We start from the raw sequence: 16,424 nt of genomic DNA, 5'->3' as shown, positions 1-16,424 counted from the left end.
CCCATGCGGCGGGCTGGCGTCCGTTCAGCCTGCCGCAATCCTGCTGGGCTATCATCCGGGTAAACCCTGGCCCGTTGCGCCAGGCTCCACCCCGTTCGACATGTCTCCCACACCGCATACCACGCCCGATGGCCAGCCCATCGGGACGTTCGCCTTGACCGCGCGCATCGTCGCGATCGCCTTTTTCACCTTTATCTGTTATCTCGCCATCGGCCTGCCGCTGGCGGTTCTGCCTGGCTACGTGCATGGCCAGCTCGGCTACGGCTCGGTGCTGGCGGGGCTGGCCATCAGCGTGCAGTACCTGGCGACGCTGCTGAGCCGCTCGCACGCCGGCCGCATGGCCGACACGGTCGGGCCCAAGCAGACCGTGGTCATCGGCATGGCGGCCTGCGCCGCCAGCGGCGTGTTCCTGCTGCTGGCCTATGCCTTTGAACGCAGCGCCTGGCTCAGCCTGGGCGCCATCATCGTCAGCCGGCTGGCGCTGGGCTTTGGCGAAAGCTGGGTCGGCACCGGCTCGGCCACCTGGGCGATTGCCCGGGTCGGTCCGCTGCACACGGCGCGGGTGATCTCCTGGAACGGCATCTGCACCTACGGCGGGCTGGCGCTGGGCGCGCCGCTGGGCGTCTACCTGGAAACCGAATGGAGCATGGGCGCGCTGGGCGGCGCGGTGCTGCTGCTGGGCCTGGCCGGCCTGGGGCTGGCGCTGGCGCGGGCCGCGGTGGCCATCGTCGGCGGGCATCGCATGGCCTTCAAGAGCGTGGTGCTGCGGGTGTTCCCGCACGGCATGGCGCTGGGGCTGGGCTCGGTCGGCTTCGGCACGCTGGCCGCCTTCGTGGCGCTGTACTACGCCAGCTTCTCATGGGAGGGCGCGGCGCACGCGCTCAGCGCGTTCGGCTGTGCCTTCATCGGGGTGCGCCTGCTGTTCGCCGGCACCATCACGCGCTTTGGCGGCTTCAAGGTGGCGCAGGTGTCGTTCCTGGTGGAAGCGGCGGGCTTGGCGCTGCTGTGGCTGGCGCCCAATCCCGGCGCCGCGCTGGTGGGCGCGGCCCTGACCGGCTGCGGCTTCGCGCTGGTGTTCCCGGCCATCGGCGTCGAGGCCGTGGCGCGCGTGCCGGCCGGCAGCCGCGGCGCGGCATTGGGGGCCTATTCGGCCTTCCTGGACCTGGCGCTGGGCGCCACCGGCCCGGTGGCGGGCTATATCTCGGGCGGCTTCGGCTATCCGGCGATCTTCCTGTCGGCGGCGGTGGCGGTGCTGCTCGGCTTCCTGATCGCATTCGGACTGCAGCGCCACGCCAGCCGCGCGCAGGCGGCGGCCTGAGGTACTTTGTTCATAACCAAAAGTCTTAAGAACATGCGATATTGATCGTTTGGATTCATATAACGAATTGTTAGATTAGGCCCGTTCCCCACGCGCGCCACGATTCGTTCCATGAACCTGACTTTCGACCACGTCCACAAGCACTTCGGCGACCTGCCGGTCGTCGACGGCTTCACCAGCGAATTCAAGACCGGCGAGCTGGTCGCGCTGGTCGGCCCGTCCGGCTGCGGCAAGTCGACCCTGCTGCACCTGGCCGCCGGCCTGGAGAAGCCGACGCAAGGGCAGGTGCTGGCCGACGGCAAGGCCGTGACCGGCCCGCATCCCAGCCGCACGCTGGTGTTCCAGGAACATGCGCTGTATCCGTGGCTGACGCTGGAAGACAACGTGGCGCTGGCGCTGGAATTCCAGAAGACCCCGAAGAAGCGCGCCCGCGAGGCGGCGCGCGAATGGCTGGCGCGTGTCAGCCTGGCCGGCTTCGAGCACTATTACCCGCACCAGGTGTCCGGCGGCATGCGCCAGCGCGCGGCATTGGCCCGCGCCTTCATCGCGCAGCCGCAGACCATGCTGATGGACGAACCCTTCGGCGCGCTCGACGCGCTGACGCGCCTGGCGCTGCAGGACGTGCTGCGCCAGTTGATCGCGCAGGAAAAGCCTACCGTGCTGCTGGTGACCCACGACGTCGACGAGGCGCTGTTCCTGGCCGACCGCATCGTGGTGTTCAGCCCGCGTCCGGCGCGCGTGCTGCGCGAATTCAACCTGGCGCACCGCGCCAAGAGCCACGACCTGTCCGACCTGGCCGCCGAGAAGCGCGAGATCCTGCGCCTGCTGGGCATCGCCGTGGACGGTTCGTCGGCCCACGCCGACCTGGCGCTGGCGGCCTGATTTTCCGATTTTCCGGTTTACGGACGGCGCCGCCGGCGCCGGCCATCCTCGATTCCCTGGAGTTTTTCCCATGAAATTCAAGCAATGGCTGTCCCTGCCGCTGGCCGCGGCGCTCCTGGCGGCGGCGCCCGCCATGGCCGCCGAGAAATTCCGCGTCGGCTACCTGCGCGTGATGGACGACGCGCAGGCCATAGTGGCGCAGGAGGGCGGCTACTACAAGAAGGCCGGCCTGGATTCCGAGCTGATCGAGTTCAAGTCGGGCACCGACCTGATCAAGGCCATCGTCGGCGGCCAGTTGGACATCGGCGTGCTGGGCTTCACCAACGCCGTGGCCTGGGCCTCCAAGGGCGCGGACCTGAAAGTGGTGGGCGGCGCGCAGCAGGGCTACCACTCGCTGATCGTGCGCGACGATTCGGGCATCAAGGACATCGCCGGCCTGAAGGGCAAGACGCTGGCCTCGCAGGCCGAAGGCAGCACCGCCGACGTGGTGCTCAAGGGCGTGGTGCTTAAGCAGGGCAACCTGGGCGCGGACGACGTCAACGTGATGGGCGTGAGCCCGGCGGTGGCGGTGCAGTCGCTGGTGGGCAAGCGCGTCGACGCGGCCTTTCTGTTCGAACCCTACGACCGCATCGCGCAACTGGTGGCGCCGGTCAAGCAGATCTACGAAGTGGGCCAGGCCTGGCCGTTCCCGTGCATGGTGGTGATCACCTCGGGCGAGACGCTGGCCAAGCGCAAGGACGACGTCTGGAAGGCGCTGGACGCGCAGAACCAGGCCATCGCGCTGCTGCAGAAGGAGCCGGCCCAGGCCTCCAAGCTGATCGCCTCGTACTTCATTGCCGAGCCGACGCTCAAGACGCTGACCCGTGGCGAGCTGCCGCGCGAGACGGTGATCGCCGAGGCCATCAGCACGCAGGTGTTCACGCCCAAGCTGACCGAGAAGGACACCAAGCGCATGCAGGAGATCGCCGACATCCTGCAGGCCCAGGGCTCGCTCAAGACGCGCGACGGCAAGCCGTATGACGTCTCCAGCATCGTCGACCTGTCCTGGCAAGAGGCTCGCAAGCTTTGAGCGCATCGACCCGTGTGACCGGCGCCCGCAAGCATCTGGCGGGCGTGCTCGGCGTCCTGTTCATCCTGGCGCTGTGGCAGGCGGCGGCGTTCGCCTTGCCCGATTTCCTGATGCCGGGCGTGCCGGCGGTGCTCGAACGCCTGTTCGAAGACCTCGGCAAGCAATCGTTCCACCAGAGCCTGATGGGCACGCTGGGCCGGCTGGGCGCGGGTTACGGCCTGGCGTTGGCAGCGGGCATCGGTTTCGGCCTGGTGGCGGCGGTGCTGTTCTTCTTTCGCGAAGTGCTGCGCAGCGCCATCGTCATCCTGCAGTCGATCCCGTCGATCGCCTGGGTGCCGCTGTTCCTGATCGTGATGGGTTTCGGCAGCACGCCGATCATCGTGGTGGTGGCGCTGTCGGCGTTCTTCCCGGCGGCCCTGAGCGTGATGAACGCCACCGAGTCGGTGCAGCGCGTGCACGTGTCGGCCGCCCGCGTCATGGGCGCCACGCCCTGGGGCCTGGTCAAGCGCGTGTACCTGCCGGCCGTCATGCCCGAGCTGATCACCGGCGCCCAACTGGCGTTCGGCAACGCGTGGCGCGCGCTGATATCGGCCGAGATGCTGATCGGCTTCGGCAAGGGCCTGGGCCGCTCGCTGGCCTATTCGGGCGAGATCGCCGACATGACCGGCGTCATGACCAACATCCTGGTCATCGCGGTGCTGGCCGCGCTGATCGACCAGTTCGTGCTCGAGAACCTCAAGCACCGGCTGCTGCGCTACCAGTACGTGTGAGACCCATGATGCGGCGCGGTCTGCGTTTCGTGGCCTGCCTGTTGGCCTTGCTGTCCGCCACCAGCGGCGCGGCGCCGCCCGACGGCCTGGCGGCCGCGCGCCAGCGTGGCGAACTGGTGGTGGGCGTGCCGTACCTGGCGCCCGCGCCGGCGGCCGGCGCCAAGATCCGCACGCCCGAAGGCCTGGATGTCGCCATGGCCGAGAAGCTGGCCCAGGACCTGGGCTTGCCGTTCAGCCTGCGGCAGGTGGCGGCGGCCGACGCGGCCCGGCTGCTGGCCGCGGGGGAAGTCGACGTGGTGCTGGCCGATCGCGTGTCGCCGGCCCAGGCGCTGCCCGGCGATCTGGCGGCGGTGGCCACCGGCTACGCCGCGCGTCCCAAGGCCGTGATCCGCAGCGATACCCGCATGCGCCAGGGCAGCGATGCCCGCGGCCGCAGCGTCTGCATGGCCGAAGCCGCCGTCGGCGCGCAGGCGCTGGCCCGCAGTTGGGGCGCGGTGGTGCGCACCTACCGCGTGCCGTCGGACGCACTGGTGGCGGTGCGCGAGGGCAGTTGCGACATCGGCCTGATCGATGACGCGGCGTGGGAGCCGCTGATGCGTTTCCCCGAATGGAAGAAGTTCTCGGCCACGCTCGGCGCCGAGGGGGCCCGCCAGGAACGCGTGTGGCTGCTGCCGGCGGCCGACACGGCCACGCAGGCCTGGCTCGATGCGCGGATGCGCGAATGGGCGCGGGCCGGCGCCTGGAAGGCCCTGCCCGCCAAGTGGGCGCGCGACGTGGCCTTCGACGTCTACCTGGACCAGGAAGTCGCCGACTGCCACGGCTGAGGCCCGCGCGCCGGATCCGTCCGCCCTGGCAGTGCCAGCGCGGCGTGGGGCGCGCCCTTACAATGCCGGGCTATGACCACCACCTTGACCGCCGTCTGCTCGCACGAGGAAGACATCAAGAAAAGCCGCTTCGTCGCGCACGCCGCGCCCGTCTCCAGCATCGACGAGGCCATGGCGTTCTTCGCCGCGCACAGCGACCCCGAGGCCACTCACAATTGCTGGGCCTACCGCATCGGCCAGGAATACCGCTTCAATGACGATGGCGAGCCCGGCGGCACGGCCGGACGCCCGATCCTGCAGGCGATCGAAGGGCAGGGGATGGACCGCGTGGCGGTGCTGGTGGTGCGCTGGTTCGGCGGCGTCAAGCTGGGCGCCGGCGGACTGGTGCGGGCCTACGGCGGTTGCGCCGCCAACTGCCTGCGCAACGGCCCGCGCGCCGAGATCGTGGACCTGGCCACGGTGGCGTGCGCCTGCGGCTTCGCCGAGCTGCCGCTCTTGAAGTCGCGGCTGGCGCAGGCCGGCGCGGTGATCGTGCAGGAGGATTTCGGCGCCGACGGCGTGGCGTTGCGCTTCCAGGTGCCGCGCGGCGCCGTGGCCGACCTGGAGATGACGGCGGCCAACATCACGCGCGGCCGGTCGGCCTGGGAACAACTGGCGTAAAACGCACAAGGGCCCCGCAGGGCCCTTGTCCATCACGCGTCCTGGCTGTCCTGGGCCGCGGCGATTTCCTGGTGGACCTTTTCCATGTCCACTTCCTTGATCTTGGCAAGCAGCTCATTGAGCTGGCCGCCCGACAGGGCGCCCGGCTGCGAGAACAGCAGGACTTTTTCGCGGAACACCATCAGCGTGGGGATCGAGCGGATGCCCAGCGCGCCGGCCAGTTCCTGTTCGACGTCGGTGTTGACCTTGGCAAAGGTGACGTCGGGATGCTCGTTGGAGGCCTGCTCGAAAACCGGCGCGAAGCCGCGGCAGGGGCCACACCAGGGAGCCCAGAAGTCCACGATCAGGGTGCCGTCCGGCGTGATGGCTTCCTGGAAGCTGTCTTTGGTGAGTTCAACAATACTCATTTTGGATCCTTGCCGCGGGCGCGGCGCAAAGTGTCGGTATCGGCGGCGCGGGGGCGGTCAGGCTCGCACCGGAGGTGGCGACGCGGTATTGCCAGTCCATAGTAGAGCGGGGACCGGCCGGGTCGCAATGGTTGGCGCCATGGTGAGCGCAGTCTGCGGCTGGGCAAGGCTGGCGGCGCGCGGCCGCCGGCCTCAGGCCGCGGTTGTCGTGGGCACGCCTTCGCCCTGTTTGAGGGCCGCAACGATCTCGAAGGAACGCAGGCGGTCGGCAATATCGTAAAAATCCGACACGATCATGACTTCGTCGGCTTCCGTCTCGGCCACCAGGGCCTCCAGGCGGCGCTTGACGGTCTCGGGGCCGCCAACGATCGCGGCGCCCAGTCTTTGATTGACCGCCTCGCGCTCCCATTCGTTCCACAGCCCGTCCATGCTATCGACCGGGGGCTGCAGTTGCAGGCGGTTGCCGCGCACCAGCGACAGGAACTTGAGCTGCTGCGTGGTGGACAGGCGCTGCGCCTCTTCATCGGTGGGGGCGGCCACGACCGGCACCCCGATCATGGCGTAGGGACGGGACAGGGTCTCGGACGGCTTGAACAGGTGACGGTACAGGCGCATGGCCGCCATGCCTTCCGGCGAGAAGTGGCCGGCGAAGGAGAACGGCAGGCCCAGTTCGGCCGCCAGCCGCGCGCTGAAATCGCTCGAACCCAGCAGCCAGATGGGGATGTCCAGGCCTTCGCCGGGAATCGCGCGCACCGGCTGGCCGGGACGCGAGGGCGCGAGAAACCCGCGCAGTTCCTCGACCAGCGCCGGGAATTCGAGGCCGCTGCGCGGGCCGCGGCGCAGCGCGTGCTGGGTGGCGCCATCGCTGCCGGGCGCGCGGCCCAGGCCCAGGTCGATGCGGCCGGGGTAAAGCGTTTCGAGAGTGCCGAACTGCTCGGCGATGATCAGCGGCGCATGGTTCGGCAGCATCACGCCGCCCGAGCCGACGCGCAGGGTCGAGGTGTGCCCGGCGATGTGGCCGATCAGCACCGCCGTGGCGCTGCTGGCCACGCCGTTGATGTTGTGGTGCTCGGCCAGCCAGAAGCGCTTGTAGCCCAGGCGCTCGACATGCTGCGCCACCGCCACGCTGTTGCGGAAGGCGTCGGCGGCGTCGCGGCCTTGCACGATCGGCGCCAGGTCCAGCACCGAGAAGGGGATGCGGGCGAGGGCGCTCATACGCGGGGCTCGCGGTGGCGGCGGGGACAGGAATGCGGGTGGGGGTGGGACAAGGTCGGCTCCATGGTCTTATATACATGGGGAGTGTATCGGCGAATTCAACCGCTCCCGCCAGCAACCATGCGGGCCGGCGGGTTGATAGCCGGGCTCAATGACGACGATTCGCCGCACGGCCCGGCACCCTGGCGGTGGTACCGGTATGGTGGTCATTTCGACTCCGCAAGCATTGTTCCCATCGCCTCAGGCCCGACCCGAGACATGGCCCCGCGAATCGGGGATGATGCGGTTTTCTTCAATATCCACGGGAGACACGCATGGGCGCCACCGGCAACAACCATCAGATCGACAACATCGAATTCAACGTCGCGGACATCGCGCGCAGCAAGCGCTTCTACGGCGAGGCCTTCGGCTGGTCGTTCACCGACTACGGGCCAACCTACACGGAATTCACCGACGGCCGGCTGAAGGGCGGCCTCACCACCGGCGAGCCGGTGCGCCCTGGCGGGCCGCTGGTGATCCTGTACGCCGACGACCTGGGCGACGCGCAGCGCCGCGTAACGGCGGCGGGCGGCCGCATCAGCCGCGAGGCCTTCGATTTCCCCGGCGGCCGCCGCTTCCACTTCACCGACCTGGACGGTTATGAGCTGGCGGTCTGGACGGCCACGGCCTGACGGCGGGCACGAGCGCCGGCAATGAAAAAACCGCCGCCTTCCGGACCGGAAGCGCGGCGGTTTTGCATGCATGCCTTGCCGGCGTTATTCCGGGAAGAACGCGTAGCGGATCACGAACAGGATCGCCACCAGCCAGGTGGCCGGATGCACGTCGCGCACGCGGCCCGTGGCGGTCTTGAGCACCACGTAGCTGATGAAGCCGAAGGCGATGCCGTTGGCGATGGAGTAGGTGAAGGGCATGACCAGCGCCGTCAGCGCGGCCGGGGTGGCTTCGCAGACGTCGTTCCAGTCGATGTCGATCAGTTCGCGCATCATCAGGCCGGCCACGTAGAGCAGGGCGGGCGCGGTGGCGTAGGCGGGCACGGCGCCGGCCAGGGGCGAGATGAACAGCGCGGCCAGGAACAGCAGGGCCACCACCAGCGCGGTCAGGCCGGTGCGGCCGCCGGCTTGCACGCCCGAGGCGCTTTCGACGTAGGCGGTGGTGCTGCTGGTGCCCAGCATCGAGCCGGCGACGATGGCGGTGCTGTCGGCGAACAGCGCGCGGCCCAGGCGGTTGGGACGGCCCTCCGGCATCAGGCCGGCGCGCTTGGCCACGCCCACCAGCGTGCCGGTGGCGTCGAACACCTCGACCAGCACGAACACCAGGATGACGTGCACGAAGCCGGTGTGCAGCGCGCCCAGGATGTCCATCTTGAACAGCGTCGGCGCCAGGCTCGGCGGCGCGGCGAACACGCCCTTGAATTCGTTGTAGCCCAGCGCCATCGACAGCACCGTGACCACCAGGATGCCGATCAGGATGGCGCCGCGCACGCGCAGCGCGTCCAGCGAGGCGATGATGAAAAAGCCCAGGATGGCGAACAGCGGCCCCGGCGTGGTCAGGTCGCCCAGCGTCACCTTGGTCGCGGGATGCGCCACCACGATGCCGGCGCTCGACAGCGCGATAATGGCCAGGAACAGGCCGATACCGGCGGCGATGGCGCTGCGCAGCGAATGCGGGATGCCCTTGACCAGCCAGACCCGGATGCCCGAGATGGTCAGGATCAGGAAGATCACGCCCGAGATGAACACGGCGCCCAGCGCCTGCTCCCAGGTGTAGCCCATGGTCTTGACCACGGTGAAGGCGAAGAAGGCGTTCAGCCCCATGCCCGGCGCCATGCCGATCGGCCAGTTGGCGATCAGCGCCATCACCAGCGAGCCCAGCGCGGCCGCCAGGCAGGTGGCGACGAACACGGCGCTGCGGTCCATGCCGGTGGACGACAGGATGTCCGGGTTCACGAAGATGATGTACGACATCGTCAGAAATGTCGTCAGGCCGGCCACGATCTCGGTTCTCGCGGTCGTGCCGTGTTCACGCAGGTTGAATAGCTTCTCCAGCATTCTTGTCCCCAGGGTGCTTGCAGGCTTGGTTGGTGAGAAGGGGGCTTGGCCGCCCCCGGTCATTTTGTAAACGGGCGTATTTTCGCATCAGTTGTAAACTCTGCCGCCATGATTATTCTCGGCTTTGAAAGCTCCTGCGACGAAACGGGCGTCGCAGCCGTCTGTACGGAACGCGGCCTGCTCGCGCACGCCCTGCACACCCAGATCGCCATGCACCAGGAATACGGGGGCGTGGTGCCCGAACTCGCCTCGCGCGACCATATCCGGCGCGTGGTGCCGCTGACCCGCCAGGTGCTGCAGGATGCGGGCCTGGAAATGTCGGACATCGGCGCGGTGGCGTATACGGCCGGGCCCGGGCTGGCGGGCGCGCTGCTGGTGGGCGCCAGCGTGGCGCAGTCGTTCGCCTGGTCGCGCCGCCTGCCCGCCATCGCCATTCATCACCTGGAAGGCCACCTGCTGTCGCCGATGCTGGCCGATCCCCGGCCCGACTTTCCGTTCGTGGCGCTGCTGGTGTCCGGCGGCCACACGCAATTGATGCGGGTGGACGGGGTGGGGCGCTACGAATTGCTGGGCGAAACCCTGGACGACGCCGCCGGCGAAGCCTTCGACAAGTCCGCCAAGCTGATGGGGCTGGGCTACCCGGGCGGCCCCGCGCTGGCGCGGCTGGCGGAGCAGGGCGATGCCGCGCGTTTCGACCTGCCGCGTCCCATGCTGCACAGCGGCGACCTGGATTTCAGCTTCAGCGGCCTGAAGACCGCCGTACTGACCCGGGTCAAGGCCGCCGAGCAGGACGGCGGGCTGGACGAACAGACCCGTGCCGACCTGGCCGCGGCGACCCAGGCCGCGATCGTCGAGGTGCTGGCCGCCAAGTCGATCCGCGCGCTCAAGCAGACCGGCCTGCGCCGGCTGGTGGTGGCCGGCGGGGTGGGGGCCAACCAGTTGCTGCGCGCCAGGCTGGCCGCCGCGCTCAAGCCCCTGAAGGCCCAGGCTTATTTTCCGCCGCTGTCGTTGTGCACCGACAACGGCGCCATGATCGCCTTCGCCGCGGCCGAGCGGGTCAAGGCGGGGCTGGTGACGCTGGACCCGGACGCGCACGGCTTCACCGTGCGGCCGCGCTGGGACCTGGCCGATATCGCCTGACCGGGACGGGCAATGAAAAAGGGGGCCGAGGCCCCCTTTTTCATTCCGCGCGCGGCGCCCGCGCCGGCCCGCGGATCACTTCTTCTTGCCGCCGCCGATGCGGCTTTCGGTGCCTTGCACCAGGCGCGCGATGTTGGCGCGGTGGCGGTAGAACAGCAGCACGCCAATGATGGCCAGGGCGATGCCCATGGCCGGCTGGGCGTACCACGCCAGGCCGGAGCCGAACACGTAATAGACCGGGGCGAAGAACGCCGCCACCAGCGAGGCCAGCGACGAGTAGCGGAAGAACACCGCGATGATCAGCCAGGTGGCCGCGGTGGCGACCGCCAGCCACGGCTGGATGGCCACCAGCACGCCGAGCGCGGTGGCCACGCCCTTGCCGCCCTTGAAGCCCAGGAAGATGGGATACAGATGGCCCAGGAAGGCCGCCACGGCCACCGCAGCCAGGGGGCCGGGGGCGATGCCAGGGGCCAGCCTGGCCGCCAGCCAGACGGCGAACCAGCCCTTGGCGGCGTCGCCCAGCAGCGTCAGCGCGGCGGCGGTCTTGTTGCCGGTGCGCAGCACGTTGGTGGCGCCGGGGTTCTTGGAGCCGTAGCTGCGGGGGTCCTGCAGTCCCATGAGTTTGCTGACCACCACGGCGAACGGCACGGAGCCGATCAGGTAGGCCAGCAGGATGAGGGCCGCGGTAAACGCCAGGGACGGTTCGGTGATCGCCATGTTGTAAGGAAGTCCGTTGTTATCTTGCAATTGTCTCGATGGCTGCGGATTCTACCCCGGTCGCCGGCCGACCCGCCTACGGGTTAGCGAGCGGACGATCGGAGACGGCTGGCGCCGGACATGCCGGCGCCTTCCGCGGACGGTACAATCCAGCCGGTCCACCCGCGTTTTATTTTCTTTCGGATGCACAATGCGAATTCTGGTTTCGAACGATGATGGTTATTCGGCCCCTGGCCTCGAAGCGCTGGTCAAGGCGCTGGAAGGCCTGGGCGATCTGACCGTCGTCGCGCCCGAGACCAACCACAGCGGCGCGTCCAATTCCCTGACGCTGAACCGCCCGCTGTCGGTGCGCACCGCCTCCAACGGCTTCATCGCCGTCAATGGCACGCCGTCCGATTGCGTCCACGTCGCCCTGACCGGGCTGATGGACGCGCGTCCCGACCTGGTGGTGTCCGGCATCAACAACGGCGCCAACATGGGCGACGACACGCTCTATTCGGGCACCGTGGCCGCCGCCAGCGAGGGCTACCTGTTCGGCATCCCGGCCATCGCCTTCTCGCTGGCCGAAAAGGGGTGGGAACACATCGACTCCGCCGCCCGCGCCGCGCGCCTGGTGGTCGAGCGCCACCTGGCGCAGCCACTGGCCGCGCCGGTGCTGCTGAACGTCAACATTCCCAGCCGCCGCTTCGACGACATGCATGGCTTCCAGGTCACCCGCCTGGGCAAGCGCCATCCGTCGCAGCCGGTGGTGCGCACAACCACCCCCTACGGCGACACGGTCTACTGGATCGGGCCGGTGGGGCAGGCCGCCGATGCTACGCCGGGCACCGACTTCCACGCGGTGGCGCAGGGCAGGGTGTCGGTCACGCCGCTGCGGCTGGACCTGACCCAGCACGGGCAGCTCGACGAAATCCGGACCTGGGCGGAGCCGCTATGCGCCGACGCATAAGCCAGCCGGACGTCTCCCAGGCCGTGCCCGGTCGGCCCAGTCCCGTCCGCTACGACTCCGGACGGCTCAGCCCTGGCGTCACGCCGGCCAACAGCAACACCCGCGTTTCGGCCGCCACGCTGCAAAGCCAGGCCAAGGCGCCGACGCCGACGGCCGGCGGCAATCTGGGGCTCAATTCCGATCGCCTGCGCCAGGCCATGGTGCAGCGCCTGCGCGGGCAGGGCGTCAGCGATGAGCGCGTGCTCAACGCCATGGCCGTGGTGCCGCGCCACTTGTTCGTCGACGAGGCGCTGGCCAGTCGGGCCTACGAGGATGCGGCGCTGCCCATCGGCCATTCTCAGACCATCTCGCAACCCTGGGTGGTGGCGCGCATGATCGCGGCCGTCTGCGAAGACCGCGCGCCGACCCGCGTGCTCGAAGTCGGCGCGGGTTGCGGCTACCAGGCCGCGGTGCTGGCGCAGTTCGTGCGCGAGGTCCATTCCATCGAGCGCATTCGCGGTCTCTATGAGCTGGCGCGCGAGCATCTGCGCGCCTTGCGGCTGACCACGCGAATCCGCTTGATCTACGGCGACGGCATGCTGGGCCTGCCCGGCGTGGCGCCGTTCGATGCTATCGTTGTGGCTGCCGCCGGCCTGACCATCCCGCAAGCGCTGCTCCAGCAACTGGCGCCGGGTGGACGCCTGATCGCCCCCGAAGGGGGCTCGAACCAGCGCCTGGTGCTGATCGAACGCACGGGCGCGGCCAGCTGGAAACGAACCGAATTAGAGGCCGTGCGCTTTGTGCCGCTGCGTGCCGGAATACAATCTTGAGCAAACAGGAGAAACGTATGCTCAACGGGCAGTTGCAACTGACCGATATGACCCTCGGCGTGTCCATGACGCGCCTGCGCCGCCCGCTTTTCGTGGCTGGCGTCCTCAGCCTGGCCATCCTGGCCGGCTGCGCATCCAAAGGCACGCGCGCCCCGGTCGTCGACCTGGCCGGCGGCCAGCCGTCCGCCGCCGCCCAGCCGGGCGGCAGTTATGTCGTGAAGCCGGGCGACACGCTCTACAAGATCGCGCGCGCCAACAATGTCGACGTCGAGAACATCAAGCGCTGGAACAACCTCACCGATCCCAACCAGATTTCGGTCGGGCAGGTGCTGAAGATGTCCGGTTCGTCGGGCGGCGGCGCGCAACCGGCGCCGATTGCCAGCAGCAAGCCGCAACCGCGTCCGCTGGACCAGCCCAACGACACCTCGGCCACCGCCACGGCGTCGCTGCCTCCGCCCACCCCGACTCCGGCCGAGACCAAGCCCGCCACGCGCGCGGCCGATGCCGGCGTGATCAACTGGGCCTGGCCGGCGAGCGGGCAGATCATGCAGGGCTTCAACAACAACAGCAAGGGCATCGATATCGCCGGCGCGCTGGGCGACCCGGTCACCGCCGCCGCGGATGGCAAGGTCATGTACAGCGGCAACGGCGTGCGCGGCCTGGGCAACCTGATCATCGTGAACCACCAGAACGGCTTCATCACGGCGTATGCGCACAACCGCACGCTGCTCGTGAAGACCGGCCAGGACGTCAAGCGCGGCGCCAAGATCGCCGAGATCGGCCAGAGCGACACCACCTCGCCGCGCCTGCACTTCGAGATCCGCCGCCAGGGCACGCCCGTGGATCCGATGCAGTACCTGCCCGCCAAATGACGCCCACCCTGGTATTCGACCTCGAGACCATTCCCGACGCGGAAGGCCTGCGCAAGCTCAACGGCTGGAGCGCCGACGTGCCCGATGCCGAAGTGGTCGAGCGCGCGCTCACCGCGCGCCGCGAGGCCGTGGGCCACGACTTCCTGCCGCTGCACCTGCACAAGGTGGCGGTGGTGGGCTGCGTGTTCCGCGACGACCAGGGCTTTCGCGTCAAGACGCTGGGCCAGCCCGACGATCCCGAAGCCGCTCTGCTGGCCGGCTTTTTCAAGACCATCGAGCGCTACACGCCCAAGCTGGTTAGCTGGAACGGCTCGGGCTTCGACCTGCCGGTGCTGCACTACCGCAGCCTGATCCAGGGCGTGCCCGCGCCGCGCTACTGGGACATGGGCGAGGAAGACCGCGATTTCAAGTTCAACAACTACATCTCGCGTTATCACTCGCGCCACACCGACCTGATGGACCTGCTGGCCAAGTACAACGGCCGCGCCAACGCGCCGCTGGACGAACTGGCCAAGCTGTGCGGCTTTCCGGGCAAGCTCGGCATGGATGGCAGCAAGGTCTGGGAGGCCTGGAGCCAGGGCCGTGCCGACGAGGTCCGCGCCTATTGCGAAACGGACGTGGTCAACACCTGGCTGGTGTATTGCCGCTTCCGCTTCCTGCGCGGCGAACTCGACCGCACGGCCTACGAGGCCGAGATCGCGCTGGTGCGCGACACGCTGACGGCCAGCGATGCGCCGCACTGGAAGGAGTACATGGCGGCCTGGGACGCCAGTTGAGCGGCGCGCGCGGTGGGCGCGGCATGCTCGACAGACGGGGCCCGCCGGGCCCCGTTTCCACGCCTGGCGCAGGCGCAATCGACTGAAACATAGCTTGCGGGGACGAAACCTGGATGAAACCGGGCGGATCGCACAATGGCCTCGCTTTCTTCACTTTCAGGAGACCTACATGTCCCGATTCGCACTCCGCTCCAACCTGGCTGCCCTGGCCATGGTCGCCGCCACCGGCGGCTTGCTGGCCGGTCCCGTCATGGCGGCGGCGCCCGCCGACGGTGGTCCCGCCGCGATGCATCAAGGCCCCCGTGATGGCGGCTTCCACAAGGGCATGCGCGACGGCCTGTGGATCCCGGGCCTGGGCCCCGTGTCCAAGGCGCAGCTCGATCAGCTCAAGCTGGACGACAAGCAGCAGGCCCTGGTCAAGACCGCGCAGGACGGCCAGCGCAGCCTGCATGAAGCCATGCGCGCTTCCGGTGGCCAGCGCCACGATCTGCTCAAGGCGCAACTGGACAGCGGCAAGCTCGATCCGCGCGCATTGCTGGAGCAATCCGACAAGTCGCGCGACCAGTTCGGCACGCAGGCCAAGCAGGTCCGCGATCAATGGCTGGCCGTGTGGGACAGCCTGAACGACGCCCAGCGCACCCAGGTGACCCAGATGCTCAAGGACCGCCAGGCCAAGATGCAGGAGCGCCACGCGCGCATGGAAGGGCGCCACGGCAAGGGCCCGGGCAGCGCGCCGGGCGCCGTGCCGCCGCCGCCCGCTCCGGCCGCCAACTGAGGCGCTCCGGGCGGCCCCCGATTCGCCGCCTGGCGGCCCGCCCATCGCGGGCGGCGCCGCGCGACCCCGACCCGCTTTTGTGCGGGCCGGGTTTTTTTTCGTGCCCGGCGCCATCACGGGGCGCCAGCCCCATTTTGATGCGCCGCCGCCTGCATGCGCGGCGTGATGCACCGTCCTGGTGCGACCAGCATGCCCGTTCAGCGCGGCGCCAGCCCGTTGAGATGCAATTGAAACCTGGCACGGACCTTGCTTGATGGGGAAGGAGCCGGCATCCGCCGTTGCAGGACCGGCCCGATGGATGCGCCTTCGGCCTTCCTCCTCGTCAAATCCGATCAGGACATCGCACCATGAAGAAGACGTTGCTAGCCTTGCCCGTTGTGCTCGCCGCTTGTTTCATCGCAACGGCCCAGGCCGAACCCACCGACCTGGGCGGCGGTTTCTCGCTCAGCGGCAATGCCACCATCGCGAGCGACTATCGCTTCCGCGGCTACTCGCAGACCGATTTCCGGCCCGCGGCCCAACTCGGCATCGATCTGACCCACAGCTCCGGTTTCTACCTGGGCAACTGGAACTCCAACGTATCCAGTTTCGTCTTCACCGACGGCAACCTGGAAATGGACTTCTACGGCGGCTGGAAGGGCGACGTGGGCGGCGGCTTCACGCTCGACGCCGGAGTGCTGCACTACTACTATCCCGGCTCCAGCTCGCCCAAGGGCGGCAATTACAACAACACCGACCTGTACCTGGCCGCGACCTACGCCAACTACACCCTCAAGTATTCCTACACGCCCAGCGACTTCTTCAGCACGCCCGACAGCAAGGGCACCTGGTACCTGGACGGCACCGCCAACTTCGACCTGGGCGACGGCTGGGGACTGGTGGGCCATCTGGGTTACCAGAAGCTCAAGAACCAGGTCAACATGGACGGCGACTCCATCGGCCATTACGTCGACTACAAGCTCGGCGTGACCAAGGACCTGAAGGGCTGGGTGCTGGGCCTGGCCGCCGTCGGCGCCACCAAGGACAACTGGCTGCCGACCAAGTACGGCCATCCGTCGGGCCGCCTGGGCGCCGTGTTCTCGGTGTCGCGTTCGTTCTGATTCCCATCCGTGGCGGCGCCCTGACCGGCGCCGGCTTTTGGGGGGCTTGATGGAGACTGCCCGGCGGGCCGTCTCCGGCAAGTCCCCCTTTTT

Annotated in this window: 18 protein-coding genes; 14 read left to right on the top strand and 4 right to left on the bottom strand. The window is 68.7% G+C overall.

Going from position 1 to position 16,424, the window contains the following annotated elements:
* Window positions 1-100 precede the first annotated feature (100 nt).
* The 6 genes from SB816_RS13690 (at window position 101) to SB816_RS13665 (ending at window position 5,523) form a co-directional block, all read left to right on the top strand.
* The gene (locus SB816_RS13690) at window positions 101-1,318 is read left to right on the top strand and encodes an MFS transporter (protein WP_116793051.1); all 1,218 of its coding nucleotides are present in this window, start codon (window positions 101-103) and stop codon (window positions 1,316-1,318) included.
* A gap of 111 nt (window positions 1,319-1,429) precedes the next feature.
* Window positions 1,430-2,200: an ABC transporter ATP-binding protein gene (locus SB816_RS13685; protein WP_054431347.1), complete on the top strand. Its 771-nt coding sequence runs from the start codon at window positions 1,430-1,432 to the stop codon at window positions 2,198-2,200.
* Between the two features lie 70 nt (window positions 2,201-2,270).
* Entirely contained in the window at window positions 2,271-3,269 is a 999-nt protein-coding gene (locus SB816_RS13680; protein WP_144655057.1) for an ABC transporter substrate-binding protein, read from the top strand.
* Window positions 3,266-4,039 (top strand): ABC transporter permease, encoded by a 774-nt coding sequence (locus tag SB816_RS13675; protein ID WP_049073452.1) that lies wholly within the window; start codon window positions 3,266-3,268, stop codon window positions 4,037-4,039. Before SB816_RS13680 ends, SB816_RS13675 begins: the two co-directional genes overlap by 4 nt.
* A gap of 5 nt (window positions 4,040-4,044) precedes the next feature.
* Window positions 4,045-4,863, top strand: coding sequence for a transporter substrate-binding domain-containing protein (locus SB816_RS13670; RefSeq protein WP_064527670.1), 819 nt, complete (start codon window positions 4,045-4,047; stop codon window positions 4,861-4,863).
* A gap of 72 nt (window positions 4,864-4,935) precedes the next feature.
* Window positions 4,936-5,523: an IMPACT family protein gene (locus SB816_RS13665; protein ID WP_054502682.1), complete on the top strand. Its 588-nt coding sequence runs from the start codon at window positions 4,936-4,938 to the stop codon at window positions 5,521-5,523.
* A 32-nt stretch (window positions 5,524-5,555) separates the two neighbouring features.
* Here SB816_RS13665 and SB816_RS13660 read toward each other — a convergent pair whose 3' ends face one another.
* Both SB816_RS13660 and SB816_RS13655 read right to left on the bottom strand, forming a co-directional pair.
* Window positions 5,556-5,930: a thioredoxin family protein gene (locus SB816_RS13660; protein WP_410547151.1), complete on the bottom strand. Its 375-nt coding sequence runs from the start codon at window positions 5,928-5,930 to the stop codon at window positions 5,556-5,558.
* Between the two features lie 192 nt (window positions 5,931-6,122).
* Window positions 6,123-7,145, bottom strand: coding sequence for an LLM class flavin-dependent oxidoreductase (locus SB816_RS13655; protein WP_410547150.1), 1,023 nt, complete (start codon window positions 7,143-7,145; stop codon window positions 6,123-6,125).
* Window positions 7,146-7,459: 314 nt separating this feature from the next.
* On the opposite strand from SB816_RS13655, the gene SB816_RS13650 reads away from it, so the two are divergent.
* Window positions 7,460-7,816 carry a VOC family protein gene (locus SB816_RS13650; protein WP_049073457.1) on the top strand — a complete coding sequence of 119 codons (357 nt, stop codon included), beginning with the start codon at window positions 7,460-7,462 and terminating at the stop codon, window positions 7,814-7,816.
* Between the two features lie 84 nt (window positions 7,817-7,900).
* Here SB816_RS13650 and SB816_RS13645 read toward each other — a convergent pair whose 3' ends face one another.
* Window positions 7,901-9,193, bottom strand: a complete 1,293-nt coding sequence (locus SB816_RS13645; protein WP_049073458.1) for an NCS2 family permease — start codon at window positions 9,191-9,193, stop codon at window positions 7,901-7,903.
* A 108-nt stretch (window positions 9,194-9,301) separates the two neighbouring features.
* On the opposite strand from SB816_RS13645, the gene tsaD reads away from it, so the two are divergent.
* On the top strand, window positions 9,302-10,333 hold the full coding sequence (tsaD, locus tag SB816_RS13640; protein ID WP_064528704.1) for a tRNA (adenosine(37)-N6)-threonylcarbamoyltransferase complex transferase subunit TsaD: 1,032 nt from the start codon (window positions 9,302-9,304) through the stop codon (window positions 10,331-10,333).
* Window positions 10,334-10,408: 75 nt separating this feature from the next.
* On the opposite strand, the gene plsY is transcribed toward tsaD, so the two are convergent.
* Window positions 10,409-11,050, bottom strand: a complete 642-nt coding sequence (plsY, locus tag SB816_RS13635; RefSeq protein ID WP_054502680.1) for a glycerol-3-phosphate 1-O-acyltransferase PlsY — start codon at window positions 11,048-11,050, stop codon at window positions 10,409-10,411.
* A 190-nt stretch (window positions 11,051-11,240) separates the two neighbouring features.
* Between plsY and surE the strand changes: the two genes are divergently transcribed.
* From surE to SB816_RS13605, 6 genes are all read left to right on the top strand, one after another.
* Complete coding sequence (gene surE, locus SB816_RS13630) at window positions 11,241-11,999, top strand: 5'/3'-nucleotidase SurE (protein WP_054502679.1); 759 nt, start codon at window positions 11,241-11,243, stop codon at window positions 11,997-11,999.
* Window positions 11,984-12,808 carry a protein-L-isoaspartate(D-aspartate) O-methyltransferase gene (locus SB816_RS13625; protein WP_054502678.1) on the top strand — a complete coding sequence of 275 codons (825 nt, stop codon included), beginning with the start codon at window positions 11,984-11,986 and terminating at the stop codon, window positions 12,806-12,808. Before surE ends, SB816_RS13625 begins: the two co-directional genes overlap by 16 nt.
* 17 nt (window positions 12,809-12,825) lie before the next feature.
* Window positions 12,826-13,680, top strand: coding sequence for a peptidoglycan DD-metalloendopeptidase family protein (locus tag SB816_RS13620; protein WP_054502677.1), 855 nt, complete (start codon window positions 12,826-12,828; stop codon window positions 13,678-13,680).
* Entirely contained in the window at window positions 13,677-14,456 is a 780-nt protein-coding gene (locus SB816_RS13615) for a 3'-5' exonuclease (RefSeq protein ID WP_054502676.1), read from the top strand. The genes SB816_RS13620 and SB816_RS13615 overlap by 4 nt, the downstream gene beginning before the upstream one ends.
* Before the next feature lie 169 nt (window positions 14,457-14,625).
* Entirely contained in the window at window positions 14,626-15,231 is a 606-nt protein-coding gene (locus SB816_RS13610) for a hypothetical protein (protein WP_054502675.1), read from the top strand.
* A gap of 347 nt (window positions 15,232-15,578) precedes the next feature.
* Window positions 15,579-16,331: a TorF family putative porin gene (locus SB816_RS13605; protein WP_054502674.1), complete on the top strand. Its 753-nt coding sequence runs from the start codon at window positions 15,579-15,581 to the stop codon at window positions 16,329-16,331.
* The last annotated feature ends 93 nt before the right edge of the window (window positions 16,332-16,424 follow it).

Origin of the sequence: Achromobacter sp. SIMBA_011, assembly GCF_046535435.1 — a bacterium.
GTDB classification, from domain to species: domain Bacteria; phylum Pseudomonadota; class Gammaproteobacteria; order Burkholderiales; family Burkholderiaceae_B; genus Achromobacter; species Achromobacter dolens.
This window is presented reverse-complemented; position numbering and strand designations above follow the sequence as displayed.